Here is a 15562-nt window from a genome sequence, read left to right as displayed (position 1 = left end):
GTTGCGCCTTGGGTTAAAATAAGGGGACCATTGCTGGCCCCCCGCGAATTCTGGTGGACGATACTGGGATCGAACCAGTGACCCCTTCGATGTCAACGAAGTGCTCTACCGCTGAGCTAATCATCCATTCCGTTTGCTGTTTGCCTGTGCCCTTGAGTGAACAAGTGCGCGGGCAGAACCGCGTCGGGTAGGCGGTCTATAAAAGGATCATTCGGGGGGATCAAGGCCTTTTGGTGTTTTCTATAAACGCGCTATCTTTGACCCGAACAGGAGCAGCCATGACCCACCCCGCATACGACCTTTACAGCCCTTCCGTGCGGTCCACCTGCGTGGTTTTTGCGTCGCCCCATAGCGGAAGAGCCTATCCTGCTGCGTTTTTAGCGCAATCAAAGCTGAATAGCGATGCGATCCGATCGTCCGAAGATGCCTATGTTGACGACCTGTTTGCAGGTGCCCCCGGGCACGGCGCGCCCCTGATCGCCGCCCGCACGCCGCGTGCCTATGTCGATTTTAATCGCGCACCCGAAGAATTAGACCCCGCTTTGATCGACGGCGTGCGCCGAATCTCGTCCAATCCCCGAGTCGCAAGCGGTCTTGGCGTGATTCCCCGCGTTGTTGCGGGGGGCCGGGTGATTCACGACGGCAAGATCACGCTGGAACAGGCGCATGCGCGGATCACGCAGCATTGGCGCCCCTGGCATGACCGTTTGCAAACGCTGCTGGACGAATCAGCGCGGCTGTTCGGCCAGTCCGTGCTGATCGACTGCCATTCCATGCCGCACGAGGCGCTGGACAATATCACCGGCCCGCGCCCTGACGTTGTGATCGGCGACCGCTTCGGCGCATCCGCCAGCCCCGCGCTGGTCCACGAGGTCTGTGAAGCCTTCACGGCCGCCGGTCTGCGCTGCGTGCGCAATGCGCCGTTTGCCGGGGCTTATGTCGCGCAGCACTACGGCAAACCCGCCCGCCGCCAGCACGCGGTCCAGATCGAGATTGACCGCGCCCTCTATATGAACGAGCAGACGCTGCAAAAGCGTGACGATTTCGACGACCTGCGCCGCCTTCTGGACGGCGTCATCGTCCGGATTGCCGCCGCTGGCGCAGCAGACGACCATGCACTTGCGGCTGAATAAACAGTAACCGTTTCCCCTCTTTTCGATGGACCCCATGACCGATTTCATCCCTGCCGACTGGGCGCCCTTGGTGGCGCTGGGCCTTTTGGTGTTGCTGCTTGTGACCTTTATCTGGGAAAAGTACCCGCCAGAGGTGACAGCCGCAGGCGCTGCCGCGCTGTTCATCGTCCTTGGGCTGGTGCCCGTGGATCAGGTGCTTGGCGTCTTCTCAAACTCCGCCCCGATCACGATTGCGGCGATGTTCGTGCTGTCCGGCGCGCTTGTGCGCACGGGCCTGCTAGAGGAGCTGTCGAACCGTATCATCACCCTCGCCGGGCAACGCCCCTTTGTCGCTGGCGCGGCTTTTGTCGCGGCGACGGTCATCGGCTCTGCCTTCGTGAACAATACCCCGATCGTGCTGGTGCTGATTCCCGTGGTGATCCGGCTGGCCCGCTCGCTTGGCATTGCCGAAACCCGCCTGCTGATCCCGCTGTCCTATGTCGCCATCCTTGGCGGGACGCTGACCCTGATCGGGACCTCGACGAACATCCTGATTTCGGGCGTCGCAACGGATCAAGGGCTAGAGGCGTTCGGCATCTTTGAAATCATGCCCGTCGGCCTGATCGCCATCGCAACTGGTCTTGCGACCCTTGCGGTGCTGGGCCCGCTGCTGTTGCCCGCCCGGCGCGGTACGATGGACAACACCGCCAAAGACGATTCCGTCTACCTGACAGAGGTCCGCGTGACCGAAGATTTCGCCAGCCTTGGCAAGCTGCTGCCCGAAGTCGTGGTCTTTTCCCACGCCGGCGTTCAAGTCACAGCTATTCGCAAAGGCGGCCGTCTGCGCCGCGATGGGTTGGATACCCACGAGGTCAGCGCCGGCGATGAAATCGTCATCCGCGCCAGCATGTCCGAACTGCTGACCCTGCACGGCGTCCCCGGCCTTGTCACCGGCTATCGCCGCGGCGCCGCCCCCACGGGTGCCCCCGATGGCGATCTGGTCATCGCCGAGGCGATGGTGACCGGCGGCAGCCGCGCTGGCAGTCAGACCCTTGATCAAATGTCGATCGGCTATCGCCATGGCATGCGCGTGCTGGGCGCATACCGGCACGGTCACCAGATGGGCCCGGACCTGCGCAGCGCCCGTCTGCGCGCCGCCGATTCCTTACTCCTCGAAGGCACGCAGGGCGCGTTTGAACAACTGTCCAGTGCGGGTGACATGATGACCGTCACCCTGTCCTCTGGCCGGGCTTACCGCCGTGGCCGCGCGCCGATTGCCCTGCTCGCCCTGCTCGCCGTCGTTGGCCTCGCGGCGCTTAACGTCGCCCCCATCGCGATTGTGTCGCTGGTCGCCGTCGCGCTGATCCTGATCCTGCGCTGCATCGATAGCGAGGAAGCATGGGGCGCCATCGACGCCCAGATCCTCGTGCTGATCTTTGCGATGCTGATCGTCGGTGTCGGCCTTCAGGAAACCGGCGCTGTGCAGCTGATCGTGGATACGCTCGCTCCGGTGCTGGACGGCCTGCCGCCCATCTTGCTGCTGGCTGCGATCTATGCGGTGACGTCGATCCTGACGGAAATGGTGACGAACTCTGCCGTCGCTGTGATCCTGACCCCCATCGCCGTGGGGCTTGCCGCGCAAGCGGGCATTGATCCGCGCCCCTTGGTCGTGGCGGTGATGTTCGGTGCTTCTGCCAGCTTTGCGACCCCCATCGGCTATCAGACCAACACACTGGTTTACGGTGCCGGGGACTACCGCTTTACGGACTTTCTTAAGATTGGTGTGCCGATGAACCTGATCGTGGGTGCCGCCTCGGTCATCGCGATCCCATTGTTCTTTCCGTTCTAGGCGCAGCCCAAAGGACGTTTTAGCCCCTACCGCAAGGCGCGGCCTTTGATAATGGCCGCGTCGCCAAAGCGCCCCCTGATCGCATCTGCCGCCCGCTCGGCGCGGATACGCTTGTCGGCGCCGGGGTCCAGCAGATCGGCGGTCAAATCCGCCTCGGTTCCCGGCGTCAGCTCGGACAACCCGACACCCAGCAAACGGTAGGTTGGATGCGGGGCTGCGGCGTCAAACAGACCGCGCGCCGTGCGGTATATCGTGTCGGCAATCTGAGTCGGATGCCGCAGAGACTGCCGCCGTGTGATCAACCCATGATCGCTGCGCTTCAGCTTCAACGTCACAACGCGCCCGGCGATATCCTTGGCCTTGGCGCGGGAACTGACCTTTTCCGCCATGCGCCAGATATGCCCGTCAAGGATGTCGACATCCTTGGTATCCTCGTGAAATGTCGTCTCATTCGACAGCCCGCGCACGGGCGTATGGGCGCTGATCCGCCGCCCGTCTTCGCCGCGGGCAAGCTGCCACAACCGATCCCCCATGCCGCCAAAGCGGTCATTCAGATCGCGCCGATCCCAGCGCAGCAGATCGTCAAAGGTGCGAATCCCCGCGCTGGCCAGACTTTCCTGACCCACCGCGCCAATCCCCCAGATCAATCGTACCGACTTGGGCCGCAAAAATTCTGTCGTCTCTGCCGCGCCGATCAGGGAAAACCCGCGTGGTTTATCCAGATCAGACGCAACCTTGGCCAGAAACTTGTTGTGGCTCAGTCCGATAGACCCGGTCAGCCCCAGCTCGTCCTTCATCCGCTTGACCAGCCGCGCCAGCATCACCGCAGGCGGCGCACCGTGCAGGCGGGCGGTGCCCGTCATGTCCAAAAACGCCTCATCCAGGCTCAGCGGTTCCACCACCGGTGTCAGTTCGTCCATCAGCACGCGGATCGCGCGGCTGGCTTCAACATAGGCCTCGAACCGCGGCTTCACGATCACCGCGTCAGGGCACAGCTTCAGCGCCTGAAACATCGGCATCGCCGATTTCACGCCCCTGATCCGCGCCACGTAACACGCCGTCGACACCACGCCGCGCCGGCCGCCGCCAATAATGACAGGCTTATCCGCAAGCGCCGGGTTGTCGCGCTTCTCGACGCTGGCGTAGAATGCGTCGCAGTCCATGTGGGCGATTGTCAGGTCGAACAGCTCTGGGTGCGACGTCACACGCGGGCTGCGGCAAGCCGGGCACCGCCGCGCGGTGTCAAAGGTCGTCAGGCAATCGCGGCAAAGACTTGGCATACATTTAGAATAAGGGGTGCGGGCGATGGTCACAACGCCGGTTGATGCACAAAGCAGCGACGACTTTGACGGGGCCAAGGTCGCGCTGTTTCTGGGTGATCAGTTGATCGTCATCCGCCGCGATAAAAAACCGGACATTCCCTATCCCGACATGTGGGATTTCCCCGGCGGCGGCCGCGACCCTGGGGAGTCTCCGTTTCAATGCGTCGCAAGAGAGACGCAGGAAGAGGTCGGCCTGATCCTGCCCCCGTCCGCCGTCATCTGGCAACGCCGCGCACGCCGCGCCTCTGACGGCCTGATCATCTGGTATTTCGTTGCCCGCTTGCCCGCTTCGGCGCAAAACGATGTCATATTCGGCGACGAAGGCCAGTTCTGGCGCATGGCCTGCGTCGACACGGTCCTGCAATGGCCCGACGTCGCAGGCGCATTGCAAGATCGCCTTGCGCTGTGGCGCGCGGGCGCTCCGGCCAGCGACCCCGCGCTTGCCGGTCTGCCACGGTAATGCGGCCCGTGTGCGATTGGGGCTAGAAGGCCAGCCTGCCGGGGCGCTACACCCAAGCCGCAAGTAAAAGGGGCAGGCCATGGGCTATCTACTCGGCGTCGATACCGGCGGCACCTATACCGACGCCGCCGTGCTGGACGGCGATGCGACCCTCGTGCTGGCGAAAGCCAAGGCGCTGACCAGCCGTCCCGATCTGGCGATCGGCGTCGCTGGTGCCATCGACGCTGCCATCGCCAAGGCGGGTATCGCGGCCACTGACATTGACGTCGTCTCCCTCTCGACCACCCTCGCCACCAATGCGCTGGTCGAAGGGCAGGGGGGCCGTATCGCCCTGATTTTCATCGGCTTTGACGCGCAGGAACTAACCCGCGCTGGCCTGCAAGACGCCCTGCGCGGCGACCCCGTGATCGCCCTGCCCGGCGGCCATACCCACGCCGGGACCGAAGCCGCGCCTTTCGACACAGACGCCCTGCGCACCGCCCTGCAGGACCTGCCGCCCGTCACCGGATTCGCCGTCGCCGCCAGCTTTGCCACCCGCAATCCGGCCCATGAAATTGCCGCCGCCGATCTGATCCGCACCGCCACCGGCCTGCCGGTCACCTGCTCGCACGAACTCTCTGCCGCGCTGGGCGGGCCGAAACGCGCCCTCACCGCCGTGCTCAACGCCCGCCTCATCGGCATGATCGCGGGGCTGATTACCGCCGTCGAAGCACACCTGACCACCATCGGTGTGACCGCCCGCCTGATGGTCGTGCGCGGCGATGGCGCCCTGATTCCCGCCGACATGGCTCGCACCCGCCCGATCGAGACGATCCTCTCCGGCCCCGCCGCCTCTGTCGCAGGGGCCGCTTGGCTGACGCAGCAGCGCGATGCGCTGATCTCTGACATCGGCGGCACCACGACCGATATCTGCCAATTGCAAAACGGAGCCCCCCGCATTGATCCGCAGGGCGCAATGGTCGGCGGCTTCCGCACAATGGTAGAGGCTGTGGCAATGCGCACCTGGGGCCTTGGCGGCGACAGCGCCGTCAGCGTTGTGCCCGGTTTGGACGGTGCCCTGCACCTTGGCCCGCGCCGCTTGATGCCGATCTCTTTGCTGGCGCAGACACACCCCGATCTGGTGCATCCCGTGCTTGACCGCGCTCTTGCCCAAGACGGCCCACCGCTGGATGGCGGTCAATTCGCCGTGCCGCTCTGGCACCACCTGCCGGGCAATCTGGACAAGCGCGAAGCCATCGTCGCCGAACGCCTCGCCGCTGGGCCTGCGCGCATGGGCGATGTGGTCACAACGCGCCTCGACCAACCCGCGCTGCTGCGCCTCGTCACGCGCGGCCTTGCCATAATCGCTGGCGTCACCCCGTCCGACGCGGCCCATGTCCTTGCCCTGACCGATCAATGGGACGCAGACGCCGCAACCAAAGCGCTCACCCTCTTCACCCGCACCCGGCGCGGCGACGGCCAGCGCATCGCCACCGATGCCACCAGCCTTGCCCAGACCATCATCGCCCAAGTCACATCGCAAACCGCCGATTGCCTGCTGCAAGCCGCCTTCGCCGACGACGCCCGCGACTGGGGCGAGGTCACGCCGGAACGCCTTGCCGCTCACCCGCTGACGATGGCGGGCCTCGACCGGCACAACGGGCTGATCAAGACGCAACTCTCCCTTGGCGTGCCCGTCATCGGCCTCGGTGCCTCTGCCGCCAGCTACTATGGCGCGGTGGGCGACCGCCTTGGGACGCAGATGATTGTGCCAGACCACGCCGATGTCGCCAACGCCATCGGTGCCGTCGTCGGCCAAGTCGTCATGCAAGCCAGCGGCACCATCACCGCCCCCGGCGCGGGCCGCTTCACCGTCCACACCGAAGAGGCCCCGCAAACCTTCCCGACCTCCGCCGCCGCACTTGCCGCCCTCGAATCCAGCCTGACCGCCACCGCGACCGTCCGCGCAGCACAGGCCGGCGTCACCGATCCACAAATCACCATCACCCGCGACATCAACGCCGCTTTGATAGAGGGGCAAGAGATGTTCTTTGGCGCGGGCCTACGCGTGACCGCCCGCGGCCGCCCCCGGATCGCCCGGTCGTAGCTTATTCTCGTCCCAAATATCCCGGGGAAGTCCCGCAGGGACGGGGGCTGGCCCCCTCCACCTCTCCGCCTAAGACCTTCTTCTGGTCAAAAATACCTCGGGGGGCGGCGCAGCGCGCCGGGGGGCTGGCCGCCCTCTACCCTTTCCCGCTAGCATGACCGCCAATGCCCAAACTCAAAGGCCCGCCATGATCGCTGTCATCTTCGAAGTCCTGCCCCACGCAGACAAGCGCGACGCCTACCTCGCCATGGCCGCCAAAATGCGCCCGCTGGTCGAACAGATCGACGGTTTCCTGTCCGTCGAACGCTTTCAGTCCATCACCAACCCGGATAAACTTCTGTCCATCAGCTTCTTCCGGGACGAGGCCGCATTGGAAGAATGGCGCAAACTCACGGCCCACCGCGGTGCCCAGTCCGCTGGCCGGACAGAGATGTTCGCCGATTACCGCATCCGCGTGTGCGGCGTCATGCGCGACTACAGCATGACCGACCGCGCCGAGGCCCCTACCGACAGCCGCGCCTTGCACGATTAACACCATTTCACTGCGTCACGTTGCTGTCAGGCGGATTGCAAGGCCCAGGCGGCTGCGTCAAAACAGATCAACCCGTACAAGGCTGCTGATATGCTCGACCGCACTGCCCGCCAGCTGATCGACCCGCCGCTTAACCGGCTGGGCCGCGCTCTGGCAGCGCGTGGTTGGACAGCGAACACCGTGACGCTGCTGGGCTTGGCGCTGGGCCTGATTGCCGCCGCGATGATCGCCTTTGGCGCTCCGCTGCTGGCGCTGATCCCGCTGCTCGCTAGCCGCCTTGCTGACGGTCTGGACGGTGCCGTCGCCCGCGCAACCCGGAACACCGACTTCGGCGGTTACCTTGATATCGCGTGCGATTTTGCTTTTTACGCCGCTATTCCGCTCTCTTTTGTGTTCCTGAATGATGCAAACGGCCTCGCCGGTGCTTTTCTGCTCGCGTCCTTCTATATCAATGGCACCAGTTTCCTTGGCTATGCCATCCTTGCGGAAAAGCGCGGGATCACGACGCAGGCGCAGGGCATCAAATCGCTCTACTACTCCAACGGCCTGCTCGAAGGGACCGAGACGATTGTCTTCTTCGTCCTGCTTTGCCTGTTTCCTGCTGCCTTTGCCCCGCTGTCTTGGGTCTTTGGCGCGTTATGTCTTGTGACAGCCACCTTGCGTATCTACGGCGCGTCCAAGCTCTTCACTTGATCCCTCTTTGAAAGGACCGACATGAAATCTCTCGCCCTTCTGGCCGCCATGGCCTTGCCACTTGCGGCCCACGCGCAAACCGACCCCGCCGATTGGGATGCGGTCACCGCCGCTGCCAAGGGGCAGACTGTCTATTGGAACGCTTGGGGCGGGTCGACGACGACCAATGATTTCATCGCTTGGATCGGCGCAAAGGTGCAGGACGAATACGGCGTCACGCTGGAACACGTCAAACTGACCGACACCGCCGACGCCGTGACACGCGTGCTGGCCGAAAAGCAGGCAGGCACCGATACGGACGGCGCGATCGATATGATCTGGATTAACGGCGCGAACTTTGCCGCAATGAAGGACGCAGGCCTGCTGTTCGGCCCCTTCGCAGAGCAACTGCCAAACTGGCAATACGTCGATGTCGACGGCAAAACCGTGCAGACCGATTTCACCGTCCCCGTCGAAGGCTTTGAATCCCCTTGGGCCATGGCGCAGGTCGTGTTCGACTATAACAGCGAGGTGCTGGAGCCGATGGGCTCGATGCAGGCGATCCTTGACTGGTCCACCGCAAACCCCGGTCGCTTTACCTATCCGCAGCCGCCAGACTTCCTTGGCACGACGTTTCTGAAACAGGTGCTGGTCGATACGCTGGTTGACGCCAGCGTGCTGCAACAGCCCGCGACGGACGACAATTACGAAGACGTGACAGCACCGCTTTGGGCTTACCTTGACGCGCTGACCCCTACCTTGTGGCGTCAGGGCCGCGCCTATCCTGCGACTGGCACCGCCATGTTCCCACTGATTGCGGATCGTGAAATCGACCTGTCGATTTCCTTCAGCCCGGGCGCAGCCACCGCGGCGATCGCCAATGACGAACTGCCCGACACCGTGCGCACCTTCGTGCTGGACAAGGGCACCATTGGCAACGCGTCCTTCGTTGCGATCCCCTACAACTCTGGCAGCTTCGAGGGCGCGATGGTCGTCGCCAACGCTTTGCTTTCGCCAGAAGCGCAGGCGCGCGCGCAGGACCCCAACATCCTTGGTTACGGCACCGTGCTGGCCATGGATAAACTGGACGCAGACCAAAAGGCGCTGTTCGATGCCCTCGACCTTGGCATCGCCACCCTCTCGCCAGAGGAGCTTGGCACCGTTCAGGCAGAGCCGCACCCAAGCTGGATGACCCGCATCAGCGACGATTGGACAGCCCGCTACGGCGTGGCGCAGTAAACTTGTCCAAGCGGCTACCATCTTTCAGCCCTCAGCGCCCTCCCGTAAACCGGAGGGCGCTTTTGCCTTTATCCGCGCCGGGCAGGACCAGCGTATGAAGAATCGCGTCCTTCCCGTCGTCCCCGCGCTGACGCTGCTTGTGATGCTTGGCCCTGTGCTGGCGGGACTTTACGGCACAGTGCTGCCCGCCTTTGGCCACCTGCCTGCCGGTGGGTTGGTTGGGCCGAACCTAGACGCCTTTCGCGCACTGCTTGATTGGCCGGGCCTGCCGCGCAGCGTGATGCTGTCCCTGACGACGGGGATCGGCACGACGGTCATCGCGCTTGCGCTCGTCATGCTGCTGGTCGCGGGCTGGTCCGGCACCCGCGCCTTTCGCGCATTGGAACGCCTGCTGTCCCCGCTGCTTAGCGTGCCGCACGCCGCTGCGGCCTTTGGCCTCGCGTTTCTGATCGCGCCGTCGGGGTGGATTGCCCGGCTGTTGTCGCCCGGCATCACCGGGTGGACCAATCCGCCTGACTGGCTCATCGTGCAAGACCCGCTTGGCCTGACCCTGATGCTGGGGATGGTGGTTAAGGAAATGCCATTCCTGCTGCTGATGACCCTTGCCGCGCTGGGCCAAACTGACGCCGCCCGCGCCCGCGCGATTGCATCGGCCCTTGGCTATGGTCGCACGACAGGTTGGCTCAAGACCGTTTTCCCAAGGGTCTACGCCCAAATCCGCCTGCCGGTTTACGTCGTGCTGGCCTACGGGATGAGCGTCGTTGACGTGGCTCTGATCCTTGGCCCCAACACCCCGCCGCCGCTGTCCGTGCAGATCGTCCGCTGGATGGGCGAGCCTGACTTTACCGCCCGCCTGCTCGCCAGCTCTGCCGCGCTGTTGCAGCTGGCGCTGGTCGTGGGTGCGTTGCTGTTCTGGCGTCTTGGCGAAATCATCGTCGCCACCCTTGGCCTGCGTTGGATTACCAGCGGCCATCGCGGTGCATCCGACGCACCCCTGCGCATCGCCGCGTTGTCGGCCGCGTCCATTGCGGCGTTGTCGATCCTGCTCGGTCTTGTCGTGCTGGCCGTCTGGTCGTTTTCCGGTTTCTGGAGCTTTCCAAACGCGCTGCCTGATGCCTTCTCTCTCAAGACTTGGATGCGCCAGTCAACTGGCGTGCTGGACGCGCTGGGCGAGACAGCTTTGATCGCTGGCAGCGTTACCCTGCTGGCGCTGATCCTGACCATCGGCTGCCTAGAGGCCGAGTATCGCCAGCGCCGTAACCTAACGCAGCGCGGGCTGTTGCTGCTGTATTTGCCACTGCTGATCCCGCAGACTGCATTCCTGCCGGGCCTGCAATCGTTGCTGTTGAATGTGGGGGCCGATATCGGACGCGCCCCTGTCATGCTGGCGCACTTGGTTTTCGTGCTTCCCTATGTGTTTCTGTCCCTCGCCGATCCGTTTCGCGCTTGGGATTCCCGCAACGCCAGCGTCGCTGCCGCCCTTGGGGCCAGTCCCGACGGCATCCTTTGGCGGGTGCGCTTGCCGATGTTGCTGCGGCCAGTTCTGACAGCGGTTGCCGTCGGATTGTCGGTCAGCGTTGGGCAATACCTGCCGACCCTGCTGATCGGCGGTGGCCGGGTCGCGACCCTAACGACCGAGGCGGTCGCCCTCACCTCTGGCGGGGACCGGCGGGCGATTGCTGTTTGGGGCCTGATGCAAACCGGCGCCGCGCTTGTGCCATTCGCGCTGGCCCTGATCATTCCCGCGCTGGTCTGGCGTAACCGAAAAGGACTAAGCCATGGATAAGGGCCTGACCCTAGACCGCATCGCCGTTTTCAAAGACGGCAAGCCGTTGGTGGCGCTGGACCATCACATCGCGCCCGGCGAGGTGCTAAGCGTGATGGGCCCGTCGGGCATCGGCAAATCGACGCTGCTGTCTGTGGTCACAGGTACCTTGCCGCGGGCCTTTAGCTTTACCGGACGGGTGCATCTGGACGGACGCGACATCACCGACGCCGCCCCGCAGCGCCGGATGGTCGGCATCTTGTTTCAAGACGATCTGCTGTTCCCGCATTTGTCTGTCGGTGCGAACCTTGCCTTTGGCCTGCGCCCCGGCGGCAGCCGTGCCGCGCGGCAAAACCGGATCGAGGATGCCCTGGCCGAAGTCGATCTGGCAGGCTTTGCGAACCGTGATCCTGCGACGCTTTCGGGCGGGCAAAAGGCGCGGGTTGCGTTGATGCGGATGCTGCTGGCAGAGCCTTGCGCCTTGCTGCTGGACGAAGCCTTTGGCCGGCTCGACACGGCGCTGCGGGCGCAGGTGCGCGATCTGGTTTTTGCCCGCGCCCGCAGTCGCGCCTTGCCCGTCCTGATGGTCACCCATGATGCCCAAGATGCAGAGGCCGCAGGCGGAGAGGTTGTGACCCTTGGCACCTAGCCCTGCGGGCAGCGCTATCGGTAAATGATCGAAACAGGCACACACGGCGGAAATACATTTCAAAAACTAAATGTTTCGCACGCGATACATATTATGTAAAAGAATCGTTTTTCCTGACAAGGGGTTAGCATTGCATTGACGTGGTGGTCGTAGGGCAACGCCGTAACAGACCTTGGGTTTTGGCGGTTGGTTTGCGTTGCAACCACGGCGCGCCGGTCTTAGCTGTTCCGCAACACTATGGGAGTGATGCGGATGGACCCTCAAGCGCAATTGACTGATTTTCTGGGACAGAACCTTGTGCTGCTGTTGCTGGCACTGTTCATCATCGTCTGCGTCTTTGCTGGCGTGCGCATCGTGCCGCAGTCCGAAAAGTATGTCGTTGAACGGTTGGGCCGTCTGCGCGCTGTGCTTGGACCGGGCATCAACTTCATCGTGCCGTTTTTGGATCAGGTCCGGCACAAGGTCAGCATTCTGGAACGCCAGCTGCCGACGATGAAACAGGACGCCATTACATCTGACAACGTGTTGGTGCAGGTCGAAACCAGCGTGTTTTACCGCATTATAGAGCCTGAAAAGACTGTCTATCGTATCCGCGACGTGGACGGTGCCATCGCCACCACCGTGGCCGGGATCGTCCGGTCAGAGGTTGGCCGGATGGAGCTGGATCAAGTGCAGTCTAACCGGAGTAGTGTCATCGCCGCCGTGCGCGAGCAGTTGGCGCAGCAGGTCGACGATTGGGGGATTGAGGTTACGCGGGCCGAGATCCTAGACGTGAACCTAGACGCCGCCACCCGCGCCGCGATGTTGCAGCAGTTGAATGCCGAACGCGCCCGCCGTGCCCAAGTGACAGAGGCCGAGGGTAAGAAGCGCGCGGTCGAATTGCAGGCTGACGCTGACCTGTATTCCGCAGAGCAAGAGGCCAAAGCGCGCCGCGTGCTGGCTGATGCAGAGGCCTATGCGACCCAAGTCGTCGCTGTCGCCATCGCGGAAAACGGGCTGGAGGCCGCGCAGTACCAAGTCGCGCTGAAACAGGTCGAGGCGATCGCGAAGATCAGCCAAGGGGCGGGTCAACAGACGGTTATCCTGCCTGCCGATGCGGTCGAAGCCTTTGGTAACGCGTTCCGTATGTTGAAAGGTAAGGTCTGATGTTGGCCTCTGTCTGGTGGGTCTGGCTGTCTGCCGCCCTTGGTTTGGCAACGCTAGAAGTGATCGTGCCGGGCTATATCTTTTTGGGCTTTGCCATAGGCGCAGCCTTGGTGGGTCTGCTTTTGCTGATCGTGCCGATCGCGTCGATGCCGCTTATCCTGGTGATCTTCGCGGCGCTGTCGCTGGGGGCCTACCTTGCGATGCGCAGAGTTTTCGGCCTGCCGGGGCAGACTCCGAAAATCTGGGAACGCGACATCAACGACTAAGCGCACGCCGTGTTTTCCTGCGCGATGGCAGGTGACGCATTGGGTAAAAAAATGGCCCGGTGTCCGAGGGAACACCGAGCCAGTTCGAAGGTCGCGCCATGATGCAATCAACTCGGGACAGAGGCAGAGACTGCGGCAGCAGGCCGTCGGGAATCTTAAAATCAGATGGACGACATCAGCGACGCGCCGCTGTCGGACATGCGCAGGGCGTGCTTGGCCAGACCGGTGCGAACGCGGTCCATGTCCATGTTCAGCGGGCCTGCCACCATGCAGGGATAGCGGAAGGTGCGGCCAGCGCGCTGGATATCGACGCGGGCCTCAAAGGCACCGGCGGTTGCGTTGTAACGGACATCGCCAAGGTTGATCTGTGTCATGCTCTTTACTCCTCGATCAGCGGGCAGTGTTTGCCACGTCTGTGGTGTGATCTATTGAGTTAGTAACGACACAAATTCAAAATAGTTCCGAAAAAGTCAAAAATACGGTTTACATGCCGTTTTCGTGACGAACAGCGGCCATCTGTTTCAGAATCGATAGGGCGGCAGCGCGGGGGTCTTGGGCCTGCCAGATGGGGCGACCAACAACGATGTGGTCAGCGCCGTCCTGCAGGGCAAGTGCCGGTGTGGCAACGCGTTTTTGATCGCCAAGCGCGGCACCGTCGGGGCGCACGCCGGGGGTGACGATCAGGCCGCCTTTTGCTTCGGGCAGGGCGCGAATCGCGGCAGCCTCTTGCGGGGAGGCGATGATGCCATCGGCACCGGCGTCAAAGGCGCGGCCAGCACGGTCGACGACCAGATCGGGGATCGCGCCGTCGCGGATCAGCGATGCATCTAGATCGGCCCGGTCGAGGGAGGTCAGGATCGTGACGGCGAGGATTTTCATGTTGCTGCCAGCGGCACCGGCTTTGGCGGCGCGCACAACATGCGGGTCGCCGTGGACCGTCAGAAAGTCGATGTCGAATTGGGTAAAGCCGCGCACGGCCGCCTCTACCGTGGCACCGATATCGAACAGCTTCATATCAAGGAAGATACGCTTGCCATGCTCGTGCTTCAGCTCGTTCGCGAGGGCGAGCCCGCCGCCGGTCAGCATGCCAAGGCCGATCTTATAGAAGGACACGGCGCTGCCAAGTTTATTGGCCAGCTCCATCCCCGCAACGACATTGGGCACATCAAGGGCAACAATCAGGCGGTCATCGGCAGCGGTCATGGGCTTTCCTTTCGCGATTTGAGTGTGGTTTAGTCGCAAGCGGCCGCAGGGGCAATCAGGGGGACGGGATGCGCAGCAGTCTGGAAGTGTGCGATCTGGCGCGGGGACGGACCCGCGTGCTGTGGGAGACCGATGATCTGATCGAGGCGCCGAATTGGCACCCTGATGGCTGGCTGCTGGTGAACCGCGACGGGAGGCTGTTGCGGGTGCCGCTGGACGGGGGCGAGGTGGCAGTGATCGACAGCGGGATCGCGCAGGCCTGTAATAATGACCACGGGTTCAGCCCAGATGGCGCATGGATCTATGCCTCTTCCCATGTGGATAAGCTGTCGACGCTGTATCGCATTCCTGTGGCGGGCGGTGCGGCGGAACAGATTGTGCGCGATGTGCCGTCCTATTGGCACGGCGTCAGCCCGGACGGGGCAGAGATCGCCTATTGTGCGCGGCGCGGCGAGCGATACGAGATTTGCGTGCAGCAAGAGCAAGAGGTTCAGTTGACCGGACGGCTTGGGGATGAGGGGCATAATGATGGCCCGGATTATAGTGCAGACGGCGAATGGATTTGGTTCAATTCCGACCGTAGCGGGCAGGCGCAGATTTGGCGGATGCGGCGCGACGGCTCGGACGTGCAGCGGATGGTGACATCGGATACGGTCGATTGGTTCCCGCACCCCAGCCCTGACGGGCGTCATGTGCTGTACTTGGCCTATCCAGGTGGCACGCTGTACCATCCGCGTGATTTGAACGTCACCTTAAGGATTATGCCCCAAGGTGGCGGTGAAAGTGTGCCGGTTTTGACGCTATTTGGCGGGCAGGGATCGATCAATGTGCCGTGCTGGGCACCGGATGGCCGATCCTTTGCCTTTGTGCGCTATGCGCCCAGCGTGGATTGACCATGGCGGGCGATGGACCTAGGTCTTTGGCCAAAGGGCGTGGCCCGTCATATGACAAGGAGTTTTGCGGTGGCACAAAAGACAGGCGGTTTCGCCTCTAACCCGTTTTTGATGATGGTCGGCCTTGGCGCTGGCGTCATGATGGTTATCGCGCTGGCAATCGCCGTGACGCGCCCCACTGTGGGTGAAGCGGTCGGCTCTGGCCCCGTCGCGGCCCATGGTGCCGCTGCTGAGGATCATGCCGAGGGTGTTGTTGAGGCGGAAGCCGATGCGCCTGCTGAAGAAGCTGCACCTGCTGAAGAAGCTGCACCTGCTGAAGAAGCTGCACCTGCTGAAGAAGCTGCACCTGCTGAAGAAGCTGCACCTGC

General features: G+C 63.1%; 16 protein-coding genes and 1 tRNA gene. 13 read left to right on the top strand and 4 right to left on the bottom strand.

Annotation, left to right across the window (positions count from 1 at the left end):
• Nucleotides 1-51 precede the first annotated feature (51 nt).
• Nucleotides 52-126, bottom strand: a tRNA-Val gene (locus tag BM131_RS13000).
• Nucleotides 127-278: 152 nt separating this feature from the next.
• Between BM131_RS13000 and BM131_RS12995 the strand changes: the two genes are divergently transcribed.
• Together BM131_RS12995 and BM131_RS12990 are read left to right on the top strand one after the other, a co-directional pair.
• Nucleotides 279-1133 (top strand): N-formylglutamate amidohydrolase, encoded by an 855-nt coding sequence (locus tag BM131_RS12995; RefSeq protein ID WP_090190138.1) that lies wholly within the window; start codon nucleotides 279-281, stop codon nucleotides 1131-1133.
• Nucleotides 1134-1167: 34 nt separating this feature from the next.
• Entirely contained in the window at nucleotides 1168-2961 is a 1794-nt protein-coding gene (locus tag BM131_RS12990) for an SLC13 family permease (RefSeq protein WP_090190270.1), read from the top strand.
• A gap of 26 nt (nucleotides 2962-2987) precedes the next feature.
• Here the strand turns inward: BM131_RS12990 and BM131_RS12985 are convergent, their stop codons facing one another.
• Nucleotides 2988-4241 carry a DNA polymerase IV gene (locus BM131_RS12985; protein WP_090190136.1) on the bottom strand — a complete coding sequence of 418 codons (1254 nt, stop codon included), beginning with the start codon at nucleotides 4239-4241 and terminating at the stop codon, nucleotides 2988-2990.
• Between the two features lie 25 nt (nucleotides 4242-4266).
• On the opposite strand from BM131_RS12985, the gene BM131_RS12980 reads away from it, so the two are divergent.
• The 9 genes from BM131_RS12980 to BM131_RS12940 all read left to right on the top strand — a co-directional run bounded on the left by BM131_RS12980 (nucleotide 4267) and on the right by BM131_RS12940 (nucleotide 13098).
• On the top strand, nucleotides 4267-4743 hold the full coding sequence (locus BM131_RS12980; protein WP_090190134.1) for an NUDIX domain-containing protein: 477 nt from the start codon (nucleotides 4267-4269) through the stop codon (nucleotides 4741-4743).
• A gap of 79 nt (nucleotides 4744-4822) precedes the next feature.
• Nucleotides 4823-6829, top strand: coding sequence for a hydantoinase/oxoprolinase N-terminal domain-containing protein (locus tag BM131_RS12975; RefSeq protein WP_090190132.1), 2007 nt, complete (start codon nucleotides 4823-4825; stop codon nucleotides 6827-6829).
• Between the two features lie 187 nt (nucleotides 6830-7016).
• Complete coding sequence (locus BM131_RS12970) at nucleotides 7017-7361, top strand: antibiotic biosynthesis monooxygenase family protein (RefSeq protein WP_090190130.1); 345 nt, start codon at nucleotides 7017-7019, stop codon at nucleotides 7359-7361.
• Nucleotides 7362-7451: 90 nt separating this feature from the next.
• Nucleotides 7452-8054 (top strand): CDP-alcohol phosphatidyltransferase family protein, encoded by a 603-nt coding sequence (locus BM131_RS12965; RefSeq protein ID WP_090190128.1) that lies wholly within the window; start codon nucleotides 7452-7454, stop codon nucleotides 8052-8054.
• A 21-nt stretch (nucleotides 8055-8075) separates the two neighbouring features.
• Nucleotides 8076-9272: an ABC transporter substrate-binding protein gene (locus BM131_RS12960; protein WP_090190126.1), complete on the top strand. Its 1197-nt coding sequence runs from the start codon at nucleotides 8076-8078 to the stop codon at nucleotides 9270-9272.
• 94 nt (nucleotides 9273-9366) lie between these two features.
• Complete coding sequence (locus BM131_RS12955) at nucleotides 9367-11058, top strand: ABC transporter permease (protein WP_090190124.1); 1692 nt, start codon at nucleotides 9367-9369, stop codon at nucleotides 11056-11058.
• Complete coding sequence (locus BM131_RS12950; RefSeq protein WP_090190122.1) at nucleotides 11051-11686, top strand: ATP-binding cassette domain-containing protein; 636 nt, start codon at nucleotides 11051-11053, stop codon at nucleotides 11684-11686. Before BM131_RS12955 ends, BM131_RS12950 begins: the two co-directional genes overlap by 8 nt.
• A 252-nt stretch (nucleotides 11687-11938) precedes the next feature.
• Nucleotides 11939-12832, top strand: a complete 894-nt coding sequence (locus BM131_RS12945) for an SPFH domain-containing protein (protein ID WP_090190268.1) — start codon at nucleotides 11939-11941, stop codon at nucleotides 12830-12832.
• Nucleotides 12832-13098 (top strand): NfeD family protein, encoded by a 267-nt coding sequence (locus BM131_RS12940; protein WP_090190120.1) that lies wholly within the window; start codon nucleotides 12832-12834, stop codon nucleotides 13096-13098. Before BM131_RS12945 ends, BM131_RS12940 begins: the two co-directional genes overlap by 1 nt.
• 161 nt (nucleotides 13099-13259) lie before the next feature.
• On the opposite strand, the gene BM131_RS12935 is transcribed toward BM131_RS12940, so the two are convergent.
• Together BM131_RS12935 and pyrF are read right to left on the bottom strand one after the other, a co-directional pair.
• Entirely contained in the window at nucleotides 13260-13472 is a 213-nt protein-coding gene (locus BM131_RS12935) for an orotidine 5'-phosphate decarboxylase (protein ID WP_090190119.1), read from the bottom strand.
• A gap of 109 nt (nucleotides 13473-13581) precedes the next feature.
• Nucleotides 13582-14301, bottom strand: coding sequence for an orotidine-5'-phosphate decarboxylase (pyrF, locus tag BM131_RS12930; protein ID WP_090190117.1), 720 nt, complete (start codon nucleotides 14299-14301; stop codon nucleotides 13582-13584).
• 68 nt (nucleotides 14302-14369) lie between these two features.
• On the opposite strand from pyrF, the gene BM131_RS12925 reads away from it, so the two are divergent.
• On the top strand, nucleotides 14370-15194 hold the full coding sequence (locus BM131_RS12925; protein WP_090190113.1) for a TolB family protein: 825 nt from the start codon (nucleotides 14370-14372) through the stop codon (nucleotides 15192-15194).
• Between the two features lie 69 nt (nucleotides 15195-15263).
• On the top strand, nucleotides 15264-15562 hold a 299-nt coding region (locus tag BM131_RS20280), incomplete at its 3' end, for a hypothetical protein (protein WP_217646867.1).

The organism is Loktanella salsilacus, from assembly GCF_900114485.1.
Classification (GTDB): domain Bacteria; phylum Pseudomonadota; class Alphaproteobacteria; order Rhodobacterales; family Rhodobacteraceae; genus Loktanella; species Loktanella salsilacus.
Note: the sequence above shows the minus strand (reverse complement) of the source record. Positions and strands in the feature narration are given on the sequence as shown.